A 14,266-nucleotide genomic window follows, 5' to 3' on the forward strand; every position below is an offset into this window, starting at 1 on the left:
AGGTCGGACCTCGGGTGGGGCCTAGGCGTGACTCAGAAACGATCGGCGCGGAACGGGGACAGGTCGATCCCCGGCGCGCGCCCGGCGCAGAGCGCGGTGATCAGCTGCGCGGTGCCTGCCGATTGCGTCAGGCCGAGGTGGCCGTGGCCGAAGGCGTAGATCACGTCGCGCGATTTGGGCGAGGCGGAGATCACCGGCAGGCTGTCGGGCATCGAGGGCCGGAAGCCCATCCATTGCTTGCCCCCCGTAGGCTCGAAGCCCGAGAGGAACTTCGCGGTCTTCTCCACGAGGGTCTCGGCGCGCCTGTAGTTCGGCGGCAGATCGAGCCCGCCCAGTTCCACCGCGCCGCCGACCCGCAGCCCCTCGCCGATGCGGGTCACGACGAAGCCGTGGTCGCTGAAGGTGAGGTGGGTGCGCAGATCGAAGCTGGCCGTGGGGAAGGTGGTGTTGTAGCCGCGCTCGGTGTCGAGCGGGATGCTGTCGCCGAGCGTACGGGCAATGCGGTGCGACCAGGCCCCGGCGGCGAGCACCACCTTGGCGGCGCGCAGGGTGCCGTTCGCGGTTTCGACCTCGACGCCGCGCTCTAGCGGGCGCAGGGCGCGTATCTCGGTGATCTCGATGGTGCCGCCTCGCGCGACGAAGGCCTCGGCGACATGGCGGGTCCAGAGCGCCGGATCGACGGTATTCATCCATTCGGGCGTGTAGCCGGCGTGGGTGAAGCGTCTCGAGACGCCGGGCTGGATCTCGGCGATGGCCTCGGGGCTTTCCAGCAGCTCGAATTTCACCCCATGCTGGCGGCGCAGCTCCCAGGACGGCAGGCTGGCCTTGTAGGAGGTCGCGCCCTCGTAGAGCTGCATCTGCCCTTCTCGGCGCATCAGCGGCTCGCCTGAGACCTGCGTGATCAGCCGCTCCTGCGCTGCCTGAGCGAGATGCATCAGTTCGGACTGCGCCTTGACGGCGGCGGCGTAGCGGTCCTTGCGGCTGGCGCGCCAGAACTTCAGCAGCCAGGGGGTGAGTTGCAGCGCGTAGCCGGGGCGCAGCGACAGCGGCCCCAGCGGGTCGAGCAGCCATTTGGGTGCCTTGCGCATGATCCCCGGGGTCGCCAGCGGCTCGACGTCCGCATAGGCGAAGGCCCCGGCATTGCCCACCGAGGTGCCTGCGGCAACGCCTGTCCGGTCGAGCAGGCGCACCGTGTGGCCCTCGGACTGCAGCGCCAGCGCGGCGGTGACACCGATGATGCCCGCGCCGATGACAAGAATTTCAGTATGCTCGGCCTCAGCCATGGCGGACCTCGAAGTACGCGGAACAGGGAAAAATCCGCCGCGCCCCGGGGCTGGGCGCGCGGCGGCGGGGCATCAGAGCTCGATACCGTGCTTGAACGGATCGGCAGGATCAAAGAGCAATTTGCTCTCGGCCATGACGTAGGCGCGGCCGGTAATCGAGGGGATCACGCCACCCTTGGGACCCGCAATATAGGACAGCCGGTAGCTGCTGCCGATGACGCTTTCCTGCACGATCTCCTCGCCCGCGCCGAGGCGGCCCGCGGCGGCGAGGCACGAGAGCCGCGCCGAGCTGCCGGTGCCACAGGGCGACCGGTCGTAGGCGTCGTCGGGGCAGAGCACGAAGTTGCGGCTGTGCACCTTGGCGCTGTCAGAGGGCCCGTAGAAGATCACGTGGTCGATCTCGCCGCCGTTCTCGCCCGCGATGCCCTGCGCCTTCAGCGCGGCACGGGTGGCGACGGTCATGTCGGTGAGCTGGCGGATGTTCGACGAAACGACCGGCACCGGGCTGGGATCGACGAGGAAGAACCAGTTGCCGCCGTAGGCCACATCGCCGGTGACCGTGCCGAGCCCCTCGACTTCGACCGAGACGTCCGCCTGCGTGCGGCGGCTCTCGACGTTGGTGACGGTGACGGTGTTGGCGTCGAGGACCTCGACGGTGACGACGCCCACCGGGGTCTCGATCTTGTGTTTGCCCGGACCGATCCTGCCCATATGCGCCAGCGTCACCGCAAGCCCGATGGTGCCGTGACCGCACATGCCCAGCACCGCTTCGGCGTCGAAGTAGATGACGCCGGTGACGCACTCCGGATCCACCGGCTCTACCAGCAGCGCGCAGACCATGGCGACCTGACCGCGCGGCTCGAGGCTGACCGAGCGGTAGAAGGCGCGGTGCTCGGTCGCCAGCTTGGCGGCGCGTTCGGCCAGCGGCCCGGACCCGAGGTCCGGACCACCCTCCAGGATCACACGCGTGGGCTCGCCCCCGGTGTGGCTGTCGATCACATGCATTCGGCGATCACTCCACCCTGTTTGGACCAGGTCGCGAACCAGCGGTTGAACTGGTGGAACTGCGCCTCGCAGAACTTTGCCTGCGACGGCGACAGCGCGTCGGTCTCGTATATGTTCAGACGGTATTCCTCTTCGCCCTTCAGCACCATCAGGTGCTTGAAGTAGAGCACCAGATCGACGCCCTCGTCGAATTTCGCCAGCACCGAGAAGGCCCCGGCCAGCTCGCGGGCGCGCATGTCGGCCTCGGGGCAGCCGGTCGCGGCACGGCGCGACAGCTCGACCTGCAGCAGCGCTTCGGTGGGGAAGATCGTGCCGATGCCGGTGATCGCGCCGACCGCGCCGCATTTGACGAAGCCGTGGTAGACCTCGGTGTCGACGCCGACCATCAGGATCACGTCGTCATCCTGCGAGGTGATGTGCTCTGCCGCGTAGCTCAGGTCGGCCTTACCGCCGAATTCCTTGAAGCCGATCAGGTTGGGGTGCTCGGCGCGCAGGGCGAAGAACAGGTCCGCCTTGGTGGCATAGCCGTAGTAGGGGCTGTTATAGATGATCGCGGGCACGTCCGGAGCGGCGTCGAGGATCGCCTTGAAGTGGTTGCGCTGCGCCGCGACCGACAGCCCGCGGGACAGCACGCGCGGGATCACCATGAGACCGGCTGCGCCGACCTTCTGGGCGTGAGCGGCGTGGGCGACGGCGGACTTGGTGTTGATCGCACCGGTGCCGACGATGACGGGCACATCCGCCTCGGTCAGCCGTGCGACACCTTCCATGCGCTGCGCGTCGGTGAGCAGGGGCCAGTCGCCGCAGGAGCCGCAGTAGACCACCGCCGACATGCCCGCCGCGATCATCTCCTTGCCCTTCTTCACCAGCGCGTCGAAGTCGGGCTGGCGGTCCGGGGTGCAGGGGGTGAGCAGGGCGGGAATGGTGCCGAGGAAGACGTCTTTGTTCATGTGAGTGTCCGTATGGTCGAAATGGGTGGATGGGCTTGACGGCGTGGGCATCACGCGTTGCGGGTTGGGGTGGGGGAAGTCGTGCCGGTGTCGATCCAGCGCGGCGGAAATGCGGGGGCGTGTCTGCTGCGGGCGGCAGATCGGCTTCGGCAGAGTGATCCGACAGCCTGCAGTGCCGTCGGGGCCGAGGCGGTGCCATCGGCGCTGCAGAGCGCCTTGAAGGGGTTCTCTTTTGGTGTGCTTTTTTCCAGTCCGCGCGTCAGCGGGATGCAGTTGGACGCGGCCTGAGCCTTGCGTAGGCCGCGCATTGGACCAAAGGCATCGCCGGTCGGCTCGGGCAAGGTGACGTCGATGACAAGGCCCGTGGAGAAGTCTGCGTCGCCCGGGTGGCTGATCCCGTCGTCACCGATGAGAAACGGACTCCCGATCATCTTGGCAAGGCGCGATCTTGGCATGACGAGTCCTTTCCTGGACCTTGTTTATCGGCCGCAAGCCCGAAAAACTCTGCAAAATGGGGACAGGCCAGACTGTTTTCTTCGCTGCGGAATAGGGCGGTTGCGTTCTACGCAATATTTGCATAAACGATCATTAATGGTAAAAAAAGAAAAATCATGAGTGAAACGGAAAAAGACGCAAATCCACCGGGCGGGACCGACTGGGAGGCGGAGCGCCAGCAGCTGCGCAGCGACCTAGGTGCGCGCATGAAGGCGGTCCGGCAGGCCTGCGGCTTCACGTTGGAGGTCGCGGCGCAGCGCACGGGGCTGGCCCTCTCGACGATCCACAAGATCGAGAACGGCCGCGTCTCGCCGAGCTACGAGAACCTCGTCCGTATCGCCCGGGCTTATGGCATCGGCATGGAGCGGCTGTTCTCGGCAGATCACGAGGCGCATCAGACCACCCGTTTGACGGTCACCCGCGCTGGGCAGGGCCGCAAGGTCCGCTCGAAGAACTTCGAATACGAGGTGCTCTGCAACGCGCTGGCCGAGAAGAAGATCATCCCGCTGGTCACCAAGGTCGAGCAGCGCGCGCCGCTGAAGCGCGAGGAGCTGGAAGCGCACGACGGCGAGGAAACGCTTTACGTGCTATCGGGGCGGGTCGAGCTGACCGTCGAGCACTACGAGCCGGTGATCCTCGAGGCGGGCGATTGCGCCTATTTCGACAGCACCCTCAAGCACGGACTGCGCGCCGTGGATGACACCGAAACCAGGGTCTTCTGGGCCTGTACCTATATCGACGTGGACAAGTGATCCGGCTTTTCCCGCCGACCTTTCCACCTGAACCACTCAAGGAGAGCGCCTGAACATGGCCGATCAGCACATCATTTCCGTCGACCGGCTCATGAACCGCGTCCAGGCGATCTTTGAAAAGAGCGGGCTGAGCCCCGACAACGCCCACGCCGTGGCTCATGTGATCGTGGCCGGCGAGCGGGATCACTGCAAATCGCATGGCATCTACCGGATCGAAGGCTGTCTGCGGGTTCTGGCCGCGGGCAAGGTGTCTCCGGATGCCGTGCCGCAGCTGCAGGACTCGGGCAAGGCGGTGATCGAGGTGGACGCGGGCGGCGGTTTCTCCAACCCCGCCTTCTACGCCGCGAAGGACGCGCTGGTCGCGCGCGCCCGCGAGACCGGGCTGGCGGCGCTGGTGATCCGCGACTGTCTGCATTTCTCGGCGCTCTGGCACGATGTCGAAGCGCTGGCCGAGGAGGGGCTCGCCTCGCTCTCGATGTGCCCGAGCTATTCCTTCGTCGCCCCCGCGGGCGGCAAGGAGCCGCTGCTGGGCACCAACCCGATCGCCTTCGGTTGGCCGCGTCCGGGCCCGACCCCCTATGTCTTCGATTTTGCCACCAGCGTCGCTGCGCGGGGTGAGATCGAGCTGCACCGCCGCGCCGGCACGCCGATCCCCGAGGGCTGGGCGGTGGACCGTGATGGCAACCCGACCACCGACCCAGACGCGGCGCTCGATGGCGCGATGCTGACCTTCGGCGCGCACAAGGGCTCGGCGATCTCGACCATGGTCGAGCTACTGGCCGGGGCAATGCTGGGCGAGTTCATGAGCAAGGAGGCGCTGGACTTCATGGGCGGCGGTGCGCTGCTGCCGCGCCACGGCGCGCTGATCCTGGCGCTCGATCCGCAGACCTTCGCGAAACGCTCGGGCCGCGATCCCATCGCCGAGGGCGAGAAGCTGCTGACCGCGATCAGCGGCCAGGGCGCGCGCTTGCCGTCGGAACGCCGCTTCACCGCGCGCGCCAAGGCACTGTCCGAGGGGATCGTGCTGACCGCGGCCGAGATGGCGCAGCTCGACCGTTTCGAGGCCAAGGGGCTCGCCGCGTTGGAGGGCTGAGCGTTCCACGAGGGATCGCAGCCAGGGCGCGGGGTCGCTCCCGCGCCATTCTTCAACGTCGCGCCGGGTACAGACGCTTGTTCGTCTCGTCGGCATAACGCCGGAGGCAGTAGTGCTCGTTGAGCGTGCCGAGCACGGTCATGTCGCTGCCCACAACAGCCAATGTATCCGCCTCGTTGCGGGCAAAGGAGTTGATCGCGTCGCGCACGGTCTGCTCCGGGCGCAGCCAGGCGGATTTGAACCGGGCGAGGCTGGCCAGCCGCTCCTTCGGATCGTGTCCGTCCCAGTGCAGATCCGTCATCAGACACATGCCGGCGTAGCTGTCGGTCTCATCGAGGAGCGGGACGGCCTTGGTCGAGCCCAGCGGAAAGCGACGCCGAGCCTCGGCGATGGTGGTGCCCGTCGAGAGCGTGTTGGCAGTGCGGCGCATCAGCCGCCCCACTGTGAGATCGCGGATCCAGCCAATGTCGGTGGCCGAGCGGATGCTCTCGCCGCGCAGGTGGAAGCGCCAGGTCGAGAAGCTGAAGCCGAAGAACTGGCGCACGATCGAGGTCGAGAGCAGGGCGGAGAAGAGCACGGCGAGCGCGAGCGGCAGGCTTTGGGTCATCTCGAGCGCGAGAAAGCTCATCGCCATGGGCGCACCGATGATCGAGGTGGCCAGGGCGCACATGCCCACCACCGCGAAGATCACGATCGGGATCTGCAGGCCGAAGGCGATCATCCAGCCGATGGCGAAGAGCTTGCCGAGGATCGCGCCGAGCAGCAGCGAGGCGAAGAAGAGGCCGCCGCGGAAGCCAGACCCGAGCGAGAGGATCGACGCGAGCGTCTTCAGCAGAAAGAGCGACAGAAGCGCCCAGATCGTCATGTTGGTGCCGAGAACGAGCGTCATCGCGCCGTGACCCGAGGAAAGCACCTGCGGCGATACGAGTGCGAGGAACCCCACGGCCAACCCGCCGATCATGGGTTGGGTCCAGCCCGGGATCGGGCTCTTGGCGAAAAGCTGCTCCATCATCGCCACCGACCGCATGATGACGATGCCGACGCCGGCGGCAAGCACCGCCAGCAGGGCAATGGGAAGATAGCCGTCAACCGGAACCTGGCCGGCATAGAACAGGCTGGGACCATGGCTGTCTGTAATCAGCCGGGTGACCGCGGTGGCCGCAATCGAGGCCGCGAGCACCGGCAGAAGGGCGGCCACCGTATAGGTGGCCAGCACCAGCTCGAAGGCATAGAAGGCTCCGGCCAGTGGCGCGTCGAAGGCCGCGGCGATGGCTCCTCCCGCCCCGGCCGCCACCAGCTGGCGCAGGTCCTCTCGCCGCAGGCGCAGCCGCTGGCCCAGCCAGGAGGCCCCTCCGGAGGCGACCTGAGTGTAGGCGGCCTCCATCCCGACAGAGCCGCCAAAGCCGCTGGACAGGATGGTCTGCGCGGTGATGTAGAGGCTTCCCGGCACGCCGATCTTGCCGCCGCCGACGGCATTGGCCTCGATCGGGTCGGCGACCCTGCGGAACCAGCGCCTGCCGATCAGGTAGGACAGGCCCACCAGCACGCCCCCCACCACCGGCCCGGCAAAGGCGCGGATCGGATCAAGCTCCGCCGCGCCGCTGACCGGGTCTTCCGAGCCGAAGATCCACAGGCCCATCAGGTGGATGAGCTCCTGCATCCCGACCACCGCCAGCCCCGAGAGCAGCCCGATGATCGCGGCCAGTGCCGTGTAGGCAATTTCGTTGCGCCGGATCAGCGTCCGCAGGCGAAACGGAGCGACGATCCGGCGCAGGGCCTTTCGCCTGCGCAGAGTATGCAAGCGGGCCGCCACCAATCAGGCCCGGATGTACGCTTGATAGAGGGTGTTCATCCTGGCGGTCATCGGGCCGGCAACCAAGGACTCGTCCGCGGAATAGACCTGGGCCAGGATGTAGGGTTTTTCACGCACGGTCAGACCGGCGTCTTTCCAGACCTTGTTGGTCTTCTTGCGCGCGATGCCGTTGAAACAGGTCATACCATCCGAGGTCCAGAGTTCGTCTCGGCGGATGATAAAGAAGTTCGTCGAGTTGCACGAGGCCACAAAACCGCGATTATCGAGCATCAGTGCCTCGTCGGCGCCCATGTTGATCGCCCATGTTGACCGCTCGGATCAGCGCCTGGATGAGTTGAGGCGTCTCTGCAAGTTGAGGCGCATGGCCTGCGCCCGGGTCATGCCGATGGCGAGCGCGCCCTCCATCTGGCCGCGGTGGATCGATGCGATGCCGCCTCGGAAGATCGCCGCGGCATAGGGCTAGGCGTTCAGCGTCAGCCCGAGCCGCGCTGCGGCGTAAGGACCGAGCTGTGGTAGCGCCAGAGGAACTGGATCAGCATCGGCGTGTCTCGGAACAGCTCGACGTAGACGAGGCCGGGGCCGCGGACCCAGCCGCCCGCCAGCCCGACGAGGACCGAGGAGATCCAGCCCTAGATGACAACCCAGATCCCGCGCAACAGGCCGGTCCAGGTGTCGGCAACGCTGCTGAAGTCGGGGACGCAGTTTATCGTGCGGGCGTCACAGGTAGGCCGTCATCCGGGCTTCGGCGAGCAAGGCGCGCTGGCTCGAGGTGACCAGAAGCACGAGGGACATCAGCGCGATGGTCGTGTGGGCTTCCGGAAGTCACCAGCATCTTCTGGTAAAGCCGGTCGGCCTAGAAGGCGGCGGATTGCGACGACTGGGCCGGCACGGCAACAGGGGGCTTCCAGACTGATCGCCAGCAATACCGGCAGCGCGTAGAAGAACGAGAAGTGAACGATCGACGGCGTGTAGCGGTAGAACCCGTTGAAGACGAGCGTCGGGAGGGTCAGCTACCTGCGCGGGGACAGGCGCATCATCGCAAGGACGAGCCACATGAGGACGCCCAGAACGATCGAGGCAGCGGCGATCTTGACGGTGTTGAGCAGCCCCAGCGCCAGCATGTGCAAACGCTCCAGCACCGGGCCGAAGTTACCGGAATTGTCCGTGTGACGTCTTTCGCTCGATCAGAGAGGGCGCAGACCCACCGGTGGGCGGTCGGTCCGCGCAGGGCCTTACCAGTCTTCCTTGAGCAGTCCGGGAATGCCGTTCGGATCGATGTCCTTGCTGGCGAGGTAGGCGCCGAAAAGCTCGTCCGGCACGCCCGCGGCGTAAAGGTCGGCAAAGGTGGTGTTCACCCAGTCAAGGAATTCGGTGCTGTCTTCCTGGCGCATGCCCGCCGAGGTCGCGACCGGGTCGACCGGTTCGGGCAGCAGCACCTTGCCCATCCTCAGGCGCGAGTACTGCACGACGAGCGCCGGGTGGAACTGCACCACCGCGTCGATGCGGCCTGCGGCAAAGGCGTCGGTCGCCTCGTCGTTGGACGAGAAACGGCTGATCTGCGCCTGTGTCATCATCTCGGTCACGCTGAGGTCGAGCGAGGTGCCGAGCGTGACGCCGATGCGGGTCTCGGGGGTGTCGAGCTCGTCCCAGGTCTTTGCCTCGGAGCCCTCCTTCACCAGCGCGCCCATGGCGTAGTAGAACAGCGGGTTTTCCGGGAAGGCGAGCGCTCTCTTGCGCGCTTCGATGGCGTCGAGCACGAACATGATGTCGAACTGATTGGCCTGCAGGCCGGCCACTGCATTTGCCCAGGAGGTCTCGACCGGGAACAGTGCCACGCCAAGGTCATCCGCCATGCGCTCGCCCATGGCAACGCCGATACCGGCCCATTGCTCCGACGTCGGATCCTTGTAGAACCACGGCTCCGCCGAGACGACGCCGATGCGCAGCTCGCCCGCCTCTTTGACCCGCGCCATGGTGCCGCCGTTCTGGGCATGCGCCATCGGTGCGAGCGCCAGCGCGGCTATGGGGGTGAGAATGAGGGAACGTATCTTCATGTCTGTCTCCTGTCGGAACCGGCCTTCTTCGCCTCGACGGAGGAGACGAAGGCCATGGTCTTTCCGAGTCGGTGGCGCCTGTGGTCGCGGATATCTTCCTTCATCCGCTCGCAGCTGTCTCGCAGCGCGAGGCGGACGCCGTGCGCGGTCTCGGTCGCGGGTCCGCCCGGCTCGAATTCGCCCGAGAGGATCGCGCGGCGCAGCAGGCCTCCGTGCCGGGCTCCCATTGTTGCTCGCTTGATCATGCCGGCCATCAGAAGGTTTTGCGGTGAGACTAAGATGTAGATTGTTCCAATGTTAAATCCTTTCCAATCTTGAATAATTCTTCGGGCATTTTGCGCCCTCCGTGCCGGCTGGCCAGGCACGGCGCCGGCTCATGAGCCGTGCCGGACGCCTGAAGCTCTCCTGCTCAAGCGCCAATCCTCTTGTCTCCCGATCGAGCCGTTTGTGGTTTTCTGAGGTGATGACCCGCCCGGAGGCACCTCCCGGTGGCGCAAAGACCTCTGTCATGACCGGTGCTCATCTTCAGGCGGTCGCGCGCCGTGAGCCGGTCCGACATCCCTTGCCGGCCCGGGGCTGCGACTCTTCTTCGCAAGCGAGGGTTAGCAGGTGCCAAAACGCGCCTCCCGGGCGACACTCGGCCTGCGCCGCGCGCGCCCATGCACCGTTTCCGTTGCCGCGCTGCTTCTCCTTCGGAAGGATCGGATCATGCAGTCACCCGAGCCCTCAGCCGACCACGGAGTCCCGCTTCACGCGTTGCCGCCAGAGGCGGCGCTGGAGCGCTTTGGCGCATCTGCGGCCGGGTTGAGCGAGGCTGAGGCGGCACGGCGGCGATCGCTGCATGGTGCCAACCGGCTTCCTGGCGCGCCGAAGCAGAAGCCGGTCCTGCGCTTTCTGAAGCAGTTCAACAACGTACTGATCTACGTGCTCATCGGTTCTGCCGTGGTCACCGCCGCGCTTCAGCACTGGGTGGATACCGGCGTCATTCTTGCGGTCGTGCTGATCAATGCCGTCATCGGCTTCGTGCAGGAGGGCCGTGCCGAGGATGCCATGGCCGCGATCCGCGACATGTTGGCGCCGCAGGCGATGGTGCTGCGGGACGGGCAGCGGCAGAGCCTCGATGTCGCGGCGTTGGTGCCCGGGGACATCGTCTGCGTCGAACCCGGCGCGCGCGTGCCCGCCGATCTTAGGCTGATCGAGGCCCATGCACTTCGGCTCCAGGAGGCCGCGCTCACCGGCGAATCCGTTCCCGTCGAAAAGGGCATCGCGCCGGTCGGGGCGGGCAGTGCGCTCGGGGACCGCAGCCCGATGCTCTACTCCGGCACGCTGGTGGCCGCCGGAACCGGGCGGGGCGTTGTCGTCGCCACCGGACTGTCGACCCAGATCGGCCAGATCAGCGGCATGCTCTCGCGGGTCGAGACCGTGAGGACACCGCTGCTGAACCAGATGGATCGTTTCGCCCGCTGGCTCACCGCCGTCATCCTGCTCGTCGCGGTGGCCCTGTTGGCCTATGGCGCGCTCGTCCGGCAGCTGCCCTTTGCCGATCTCTTCATGGCCATTGTCGGCCTCTCGGTCGCGGCCATTCCCGAGGGGCTTCCCGCCGTACTGACCATCACGCTGGCCGTCGGGGTCCGCACCATGGCGCGGCGAAACGCCATCGTCCGGCAGTTGCCGGCCATCGAGACGCTCGGCTCGGTCTCGGTGATCTGCTCCGACAAGACCGGCACGCTGACCCTCAACGCGATGAAGGTGGTGAACCTCGTTGCCTGCGACCGGGTCTATGACATCGGCGGCGACGGCTACGCCCCGGAGGGAGCCATCCGCCGGGAGGGCATCGACATTCGCGCGCCGGAGGATCCCGTGCTGCAGGATTTTGCCCTCGCGGCTGCGCTCTGCAACGACGCGAGCCTGCACCAGCACGGGCCCACCTGGCATGTCGAGGGCGACCCGATGGAGGGTGCGCTGATGGCGCTGGCGGGCAAGATCAGCGAAGAGGGTCCGGCTCCCTATCGGCGCTGGGGCCGGACCGATGCCATTCCCTTCGATGCGGCGCATCGCTACATGGCCACGCTGCACCACGACCACGAGGGGCATGCCGCCATTCACGTGAAGGGGGCGCCCGAGGCGGTGCTGGCGCTATGCCGAACGCAAGGCGCCCCGGGTGCCGGCGATCAACCCCTCGACAGCGCCTACTGGCACGAGATGATCGAGACTCTCGCCGCCGAGGGTCAGCGGGTGCTCGCGGTCGCCCGTCGCGAGGTGCCGCCGGATCGGACTGTCCTGAACACTTCCGACCTTGAGGGAGAGCTTACCCTGATCGGCCTCGTCGGCCTGATTGACCCGCCGCGCCCCGAAGCGATTGCCGCCGTCACCGAATGCCGCATTGCCGGTATACGCGTGAAGATGATCACCGGGGACCACGCCGCCACCGCCCGCGCCATTGCGCGGCAGATCGGGTTGCAGAACGTGGACCGCGTGTTGACCGGTGCCGAGTTGCAGGTGATGGAGGATGCCGCCCTGTCGCGGGCCGTCATCGAGACCGACATTTTCGCGCGCACCTCGCCCGCCCACAAGCTGCGTCTGGTCACCGCGCTGCAATCGCACGGGCTGACCGTGGCCATGACCGGCGACGGGGTCAACGACGCCCCCGCGCTGAAGCGCGCGGACGCAGGCATCGCCATGGGGCAGGGCGGGAGCGAGGCGGCCAAGGAGGCCGCCGCCGTGGTCCTCGCCGATGACAACTTCGCCTCGATCGTGGCTGCTGTGCGCGAGGGCCGCACGGTCTACGACAACATCAAGAAGGTGATCAGCTGGACCTTGCCGACCAGCACCGGCGAGGCGATGACGGTGGTCGTCGCGCTCTTTGCGGGCATGTCGTTGCCGATCACGCCGGTGCAGATCCTCTGGGTCAACCTGATCACCGCCGGCACGTTGGGGCTGGCGCTTGCCTTCGAGCCGACCGAGCCGGGCACCATGCGGCAGCCGCCGCGCCCGCGACGGGAGCCCTTGCTCAGCGGCACGCTTGTCTGGCACATCGCGCTGGTGTCGATGCTGTTTCTCGCGGTGGTCTTCGGCATGTACTTCCTGGCCATCGCGCGTGGGGACTCCATTGCCTACGCCCAGACGCTGGCGATGAACACCATGGTGATCCTCGAGATCTTCCATCTCTTTTTCATCCGCAACATCCATGGCACCTCGCTGACCCTCAGGGCCGCGCGCGGGACACCGATCATCTGGGCCTGCGTCCTGACGGTGACCCTCGCGCAGGTCGCGATCACCTACATCCCCGCGCTCCGGGCGATCTTTGGCACCGAGCCGCTGTCCCTTGGCGACGGGATGCTGGCGGTGGCAGTGGGCGTCGTCTTTCTCGTGGCGCTTGAGGTGGAAAAGCAGATGCGGCTGCGGTGGCGCAGGACGCGGGGTGGAGCCTAGGGCAGCGTACCGCCCGCCTGCGCTGAGAGCGCCAGAGCGGCGGCCCCGCAAAGGATCGCCGCGGCGTAGACCGGCAGTACCCGCAGGCCTAGACGGCGGTTGCCCGCGACGAGGCTGATTGCGCCCTTCACCGCCGAGTTCACCGACACGGCGATGACGACCGCCACCGATCCATGGAAGGCTGAAAACTCCGTACCGACGAGCCGGGACACCGAGATGGTCAGCGCGTCGACGTCGGTGACACCCGAGAGCGCCGCCGCGGCGTAGACCCCCTCCACTCCAAGCCAGAGCCGCAGGTAGTGCACCCCCAGCAGAACAACCGCCAACACCGCACCGAAGCCGAGCGCCGTTCCGAGCTCGAGCGGGTTGCCGATGCCCTCGACGCCGTCGGGTTTCCCTTCCTCGCCGTTCCTGCCCGCAAGGAGAGCGAGTCCGGCCGCCCCCAGGAAGCCGACCCCCGCCATGATCCCCACCGGCAGCGCGAGCTGCCGCAGCAACAGCGGCTGGAACATTGCCGCGAGGAAGAGCACCCGCAGGAAGGCCATCGAGCCTGCCACAACGATCCCTGCCGCGGCCATCGGTGCAAGGGTCGGTTGGCTGCGCACCATGCGCGACAGTGCCAGTGTCGTAGAGGTCGAGGAGGCAAGCCCGCCGGCAAGACCGGTCAGCAGCATCCCCAGACTGGCCCCGCCGATGCGGATCGCCACGTAGCCAAGGAAGGACAGCCCGGCGACGACAACCACCGCCCACCACAGCTCGTAGGGATTGAGCACGCCTCCCGGGCCGTAACCTTGGTCCGGCATCAGCGGGAGGCCAACCACGGAGATCAGTGCGAGCTTGAGCAGGGCCGAAAGCTCGCCGGCGTCCATGCGGGCGATCCAGCCGTGGAGACGGGACTTCATCGATAGCAAGAACGCGCAGATGACCCCGGCGGCGGCGGTCGGTGCGGTCTCGCCGAGCACCGCCGATACGCCCAGAACGTAGACCAGCACCAGCGCGATTTCGGTCGTCAGCCCGACGTCTCCGTCGGCGCGCAGGGTGTTCCAGTAGCCGAGCGCGAACAGGGCGCTCAGGGTCAGCAGGACCGCCACAATGGCGCTGGGCCCCGCCACCGGGACCAACGCGCCGGAAACGCCGCCTAGCAAGCCGACCAGCGCGAAGGTCCGAAAGCCCGCAACGCGCGCGCCCTCGCGTTCCGCCCGCCCGTGCCAGCCCCGTTCGAGCCCGACCAGTAGGCCAATTGCCAGCGCCAGCCCGAGGCGCAGCAGGAGATCGATATCCGTCATGGCAGCCGTTGGCGCTCCGTACCTGGTTTCATCAACGATAGCAGACACACCGAAGGCGTTTGGTGATCGAGGTCAAATGACGGTTGTTCGAGAACGCCTTGCT

The 14,266-nt window shown here is 66.9% G+C and carries 13 protein-coding genes; 3 read left to right on the forward strand and 10 right to left on the reverse strand.

The window, feature by feature from the left end; all coding sequences use genetic code 11:
* Positions 1-32: 32 nt before the first annotated feature.
* From BM397_RS04520 to BM397_RS04535, 4 genes are all read right to left on the reverse strand, one after another.
* Positions 33-1,283 (reverse strand): NAD(P)/FAD-dependent oxidoreductase, encoded by a 1,251-nt coding sequence (locus BM397_RS04520; RefSeq protein WP_092419020.1) that lies wholly within the window; start codon positions 1,281-1,283, stop codon positions 33-35.
* 72 nt (positions 1,284-1,355) lie between these two features.
* The gene (locus BM397_RS04525; RefSeq protein WP_092419022.1) at positions 1,356-2,288 is read right to left on the reverse strand and encodes a 4-hydroxyproline epimerase; all 933 of its coding nucleotides are present in this window, start codon (positions 2,286-2,288) and stop codon (positions 1,356-1,358) included.
* Positions 2,279-3,238 carry a dihydrodipicolinate synthase family protein gene (locus BM397_RS04530; RefSeq protein WP_092419024.1) on the reverse strand — a complete coding sequence of 320 codons (960 nt, stop codon included), beginning with the start codon at positions 3,236-3,238 and terminating at the stop codon, positions 2,279-2,281. The genes BM397_RS04525 and BM397_RS04530 overlap by 10 nt, the downstream gene beginning before the upstream one ends.
* A gap of 50 nt (positions 3,239-3,288) precedes the next feature.
* On the reverse strand, positions 3,289-3,669 hold the full coding sequence (locus BM397_RS04535; RefSeq protein WP_143015316.1) for a hypothetical protein: 381 nt from the start codon (positions 3,667-3,669) through the stop codon (positions 3,289-3,291).
* Positions 3,670-3,849: 180 nt separating this feature from the next.
* Here BM397_RS04535 and BM397_RS04540 point away from each other — a divergent pair, with 180 nt between their 5' ends.
* Together BM397_RS04540 and BM397_RS04545 are read left to right on the forward strand one after the other, a co-directional pair.
* Positions 3,850-4,485, forward strand: coding sequence for a helix-turn-helix domain-containing protein (locus tag BM397_RS04540; RefSeq protein ID WP_092419028.1), 636 nt, complete (start codon positions 3,850-3,852; stop codon positions 4,483-4,485).
* Positions 4,486-4,540: 55 nt separating this feature from the next.
* Positions 4,541-5,578 carry an Ldh family oxidoreductase gene (locus BM397_RS04545; protein WP_092419030.1) on the forward strand — a complete coding sequence of 346 codons (1,038 nt, stop codon included), beginning with the start codon at positions 4,541-4,543 and terminating at the stop codon, positions 5,576-5,578.
* A 52-nt stretch (positions 5,579-5,630) separates the two neighbouring features.
* Here BM397_RS04545 and BM397_RS04550 read toward each other — a convergent pair whose 3' ends face one another.
* The 5 genes from BM397_RS04550 to BM397_RS29245 form a co-directional block, all read right to left on the reverse strand.
* Positions 5,631-7,379, reverse strand: a complete 1,749-nt coding sequence (locus BM397_RS04550; RefSeq protein ID WP_143015317.1) for a chloride channel protein — start codon at positions 7,377-7,379, stop codon at positions 5,631-5,633.
* A gap of 15 nt (positions 7,380-7,394) precedes the next feature.
* Complete coding sequence (locus tag BM397_RS04555; protein ID WP_342707598.1) at positions 7,395-7,688, reverse strand: aminotransferase class IV; 294 nt, start codon at positions 7,686-7,688, stop codon at positions 7,395-7,397.
* Positions 7,689-8,401: 713 nt separating this feature from the next.
* On the reverse strand, positions 8,402-8,530 hold the full coding sequence (locus tag BM397_RS29610) for a hypothetical protein (RefSeq protein ID WP_256218732.1): 129 nt from the start codon (positions 8,528-8,530) through the stop codon (positions 8,402-8,404).
* A 93-nt stretch (positions 8,531-8,623) separates the two neighbouring features.
* On the reverse strand, positions 8,624-9,445 hold the full coding sequence (locus tag BM397_RS04560; RefSeq protein WP_092419034.1) for a transporter substrate-binding domain-containing protein: 822 nt from the start codon (positions 9,443-9,445) through the stop codon (positions 8,624-8,626).
* Positions 9,442-9,699 (reverse strand): hypothetical protein, encoded by a 258-nt coding sequence (locus BM397_RS29245; RefSeq protein ID WP_176806450.1) that lies wholly within the window; start codon positions 9,697-9,699, stop codon positions 9,442-9,444. Before BM397_RS29245 ends, BM397_RS04560 begins: the two co-directional genes overlap by 4 nt.
* A gap of 454 nt (positions 9,700-10,153) precedes the next feature.
* Here BM397_RS29245 and BM397_RS04570 point away from each other — a divergent pair, with 454 nt between their 5' ends.
* The gene (locus tag BM397_RS04570; RefSeq protein ID WP_092419036.1) at positions 10,154-12,877 is read left to right on the forward strand and encodes an HAD-IC family P-type ATPase; all 2,724 of its coding nucleotides are present in this window, start codon (positions 10,154-10,156) and stop codon (positions 12,875-12,877) included.
* Here the strand turns inward: BM397_RS04570 and BM397_RS04575 are convergent.
* Entirely contained in the window at positions 12,874-14,163 is a 1,290-nt protein-coding gene (locus tag BM397_RS04575) for an MgtC/SapB family protein (RefSeq protein WP_092419038.1), read from the reverse strand. The genes BM397_RS04570 and BM397_RS04575 overlap by 4 nt on opposite strands.
* Positions 14,164-14,266 lie beyond the last annotated feature (103 nt).

Origin of the sequence: Alloyangia pacifica (genome assembly GCF_900116195.1) — a bacterium.
GTDB classification, from domain to species: domain Bacteria; phylum Pseudomonadota; class Alphaproteobacteria; order Rhodobacterales; family Rhodobacteraceae; genus Salipiger; species Salipiger pacificus.

Excerpts from the sequence above, each read along its gene's own strand:
- BM397_RS04520 (WP_092419020.1), bottom strand. The coding sequence starts at position 1,283 with ATGGCTGAGGCCGAGCATACTGAAATTCTTGTCATCGGCGCGGGCATC.
- BM397_RS04525 (WP_092419022.1), bottom strand. The coding sequence starts at position 2,288 with ATGCATGTGATCGACAGCCACACCGGGGGCGAGCCCACGCGTGTGATC.
- BM397_RS04530 (WP_092419024.1), bottom strand. The coding sequence starts at position 3,238 with ATGAACAAAGACGTCTTCCTCGGCACCATTCCCGCCCTGCTCACCCCC.
- BM397_RS04535 (WP_143015316.1), bottom strand. The coding sequence starts at position 3,669 with ATGATCGGGAGTCCGTTTCTCATCGGTGACGACGGGATCAGCCACCCG.
- BM397_RS04540 (WP_092419028.1), top strand. The coding sequence starts at position 3,850 with ATGAGTGAAACGGAAAAAGACGCAAATCCACCGGGCGGGACCGACTGG.
- BM397_RS04545 (WP_092419030.1), top strand. The coding sequence starts at position 4,541 with ATGGCCGATCAGCACATCATTTCCGTCGACCGGCTCATGAACCGCGTC.
- BM397_RS04560 (WP_092419034.1), bottom strand. The coding sequence starts at position 9,445 with ATGAAGATACGTTCCCTCATTCTCACCCCCATAGCCGCGCTGGCGCTC.
- BM397_RS29245 (WP_176806450.1), bottom strand. The coding sequence starts at position 9,699 with ATGGCCGGCATGATCAAGCGAGCAACAATGGGAGCCCGGCACGGAGGC.
- BM397_RS04570 (WP_092419036.1), top strand. The coding sequence starts at position 10,154 with ATGCAGTCACCCGAGCCCTCAGCCGACCACGGAGTCCCGCTTCACGCG.
- BM397_RS04575 (WP_092419038.1), bottom strand. The coding sequence starts at position 14,163 with ATGACGGATATCGATCTCCTGCTGCGCCTCGGGCTGGCGCTGGCAATT.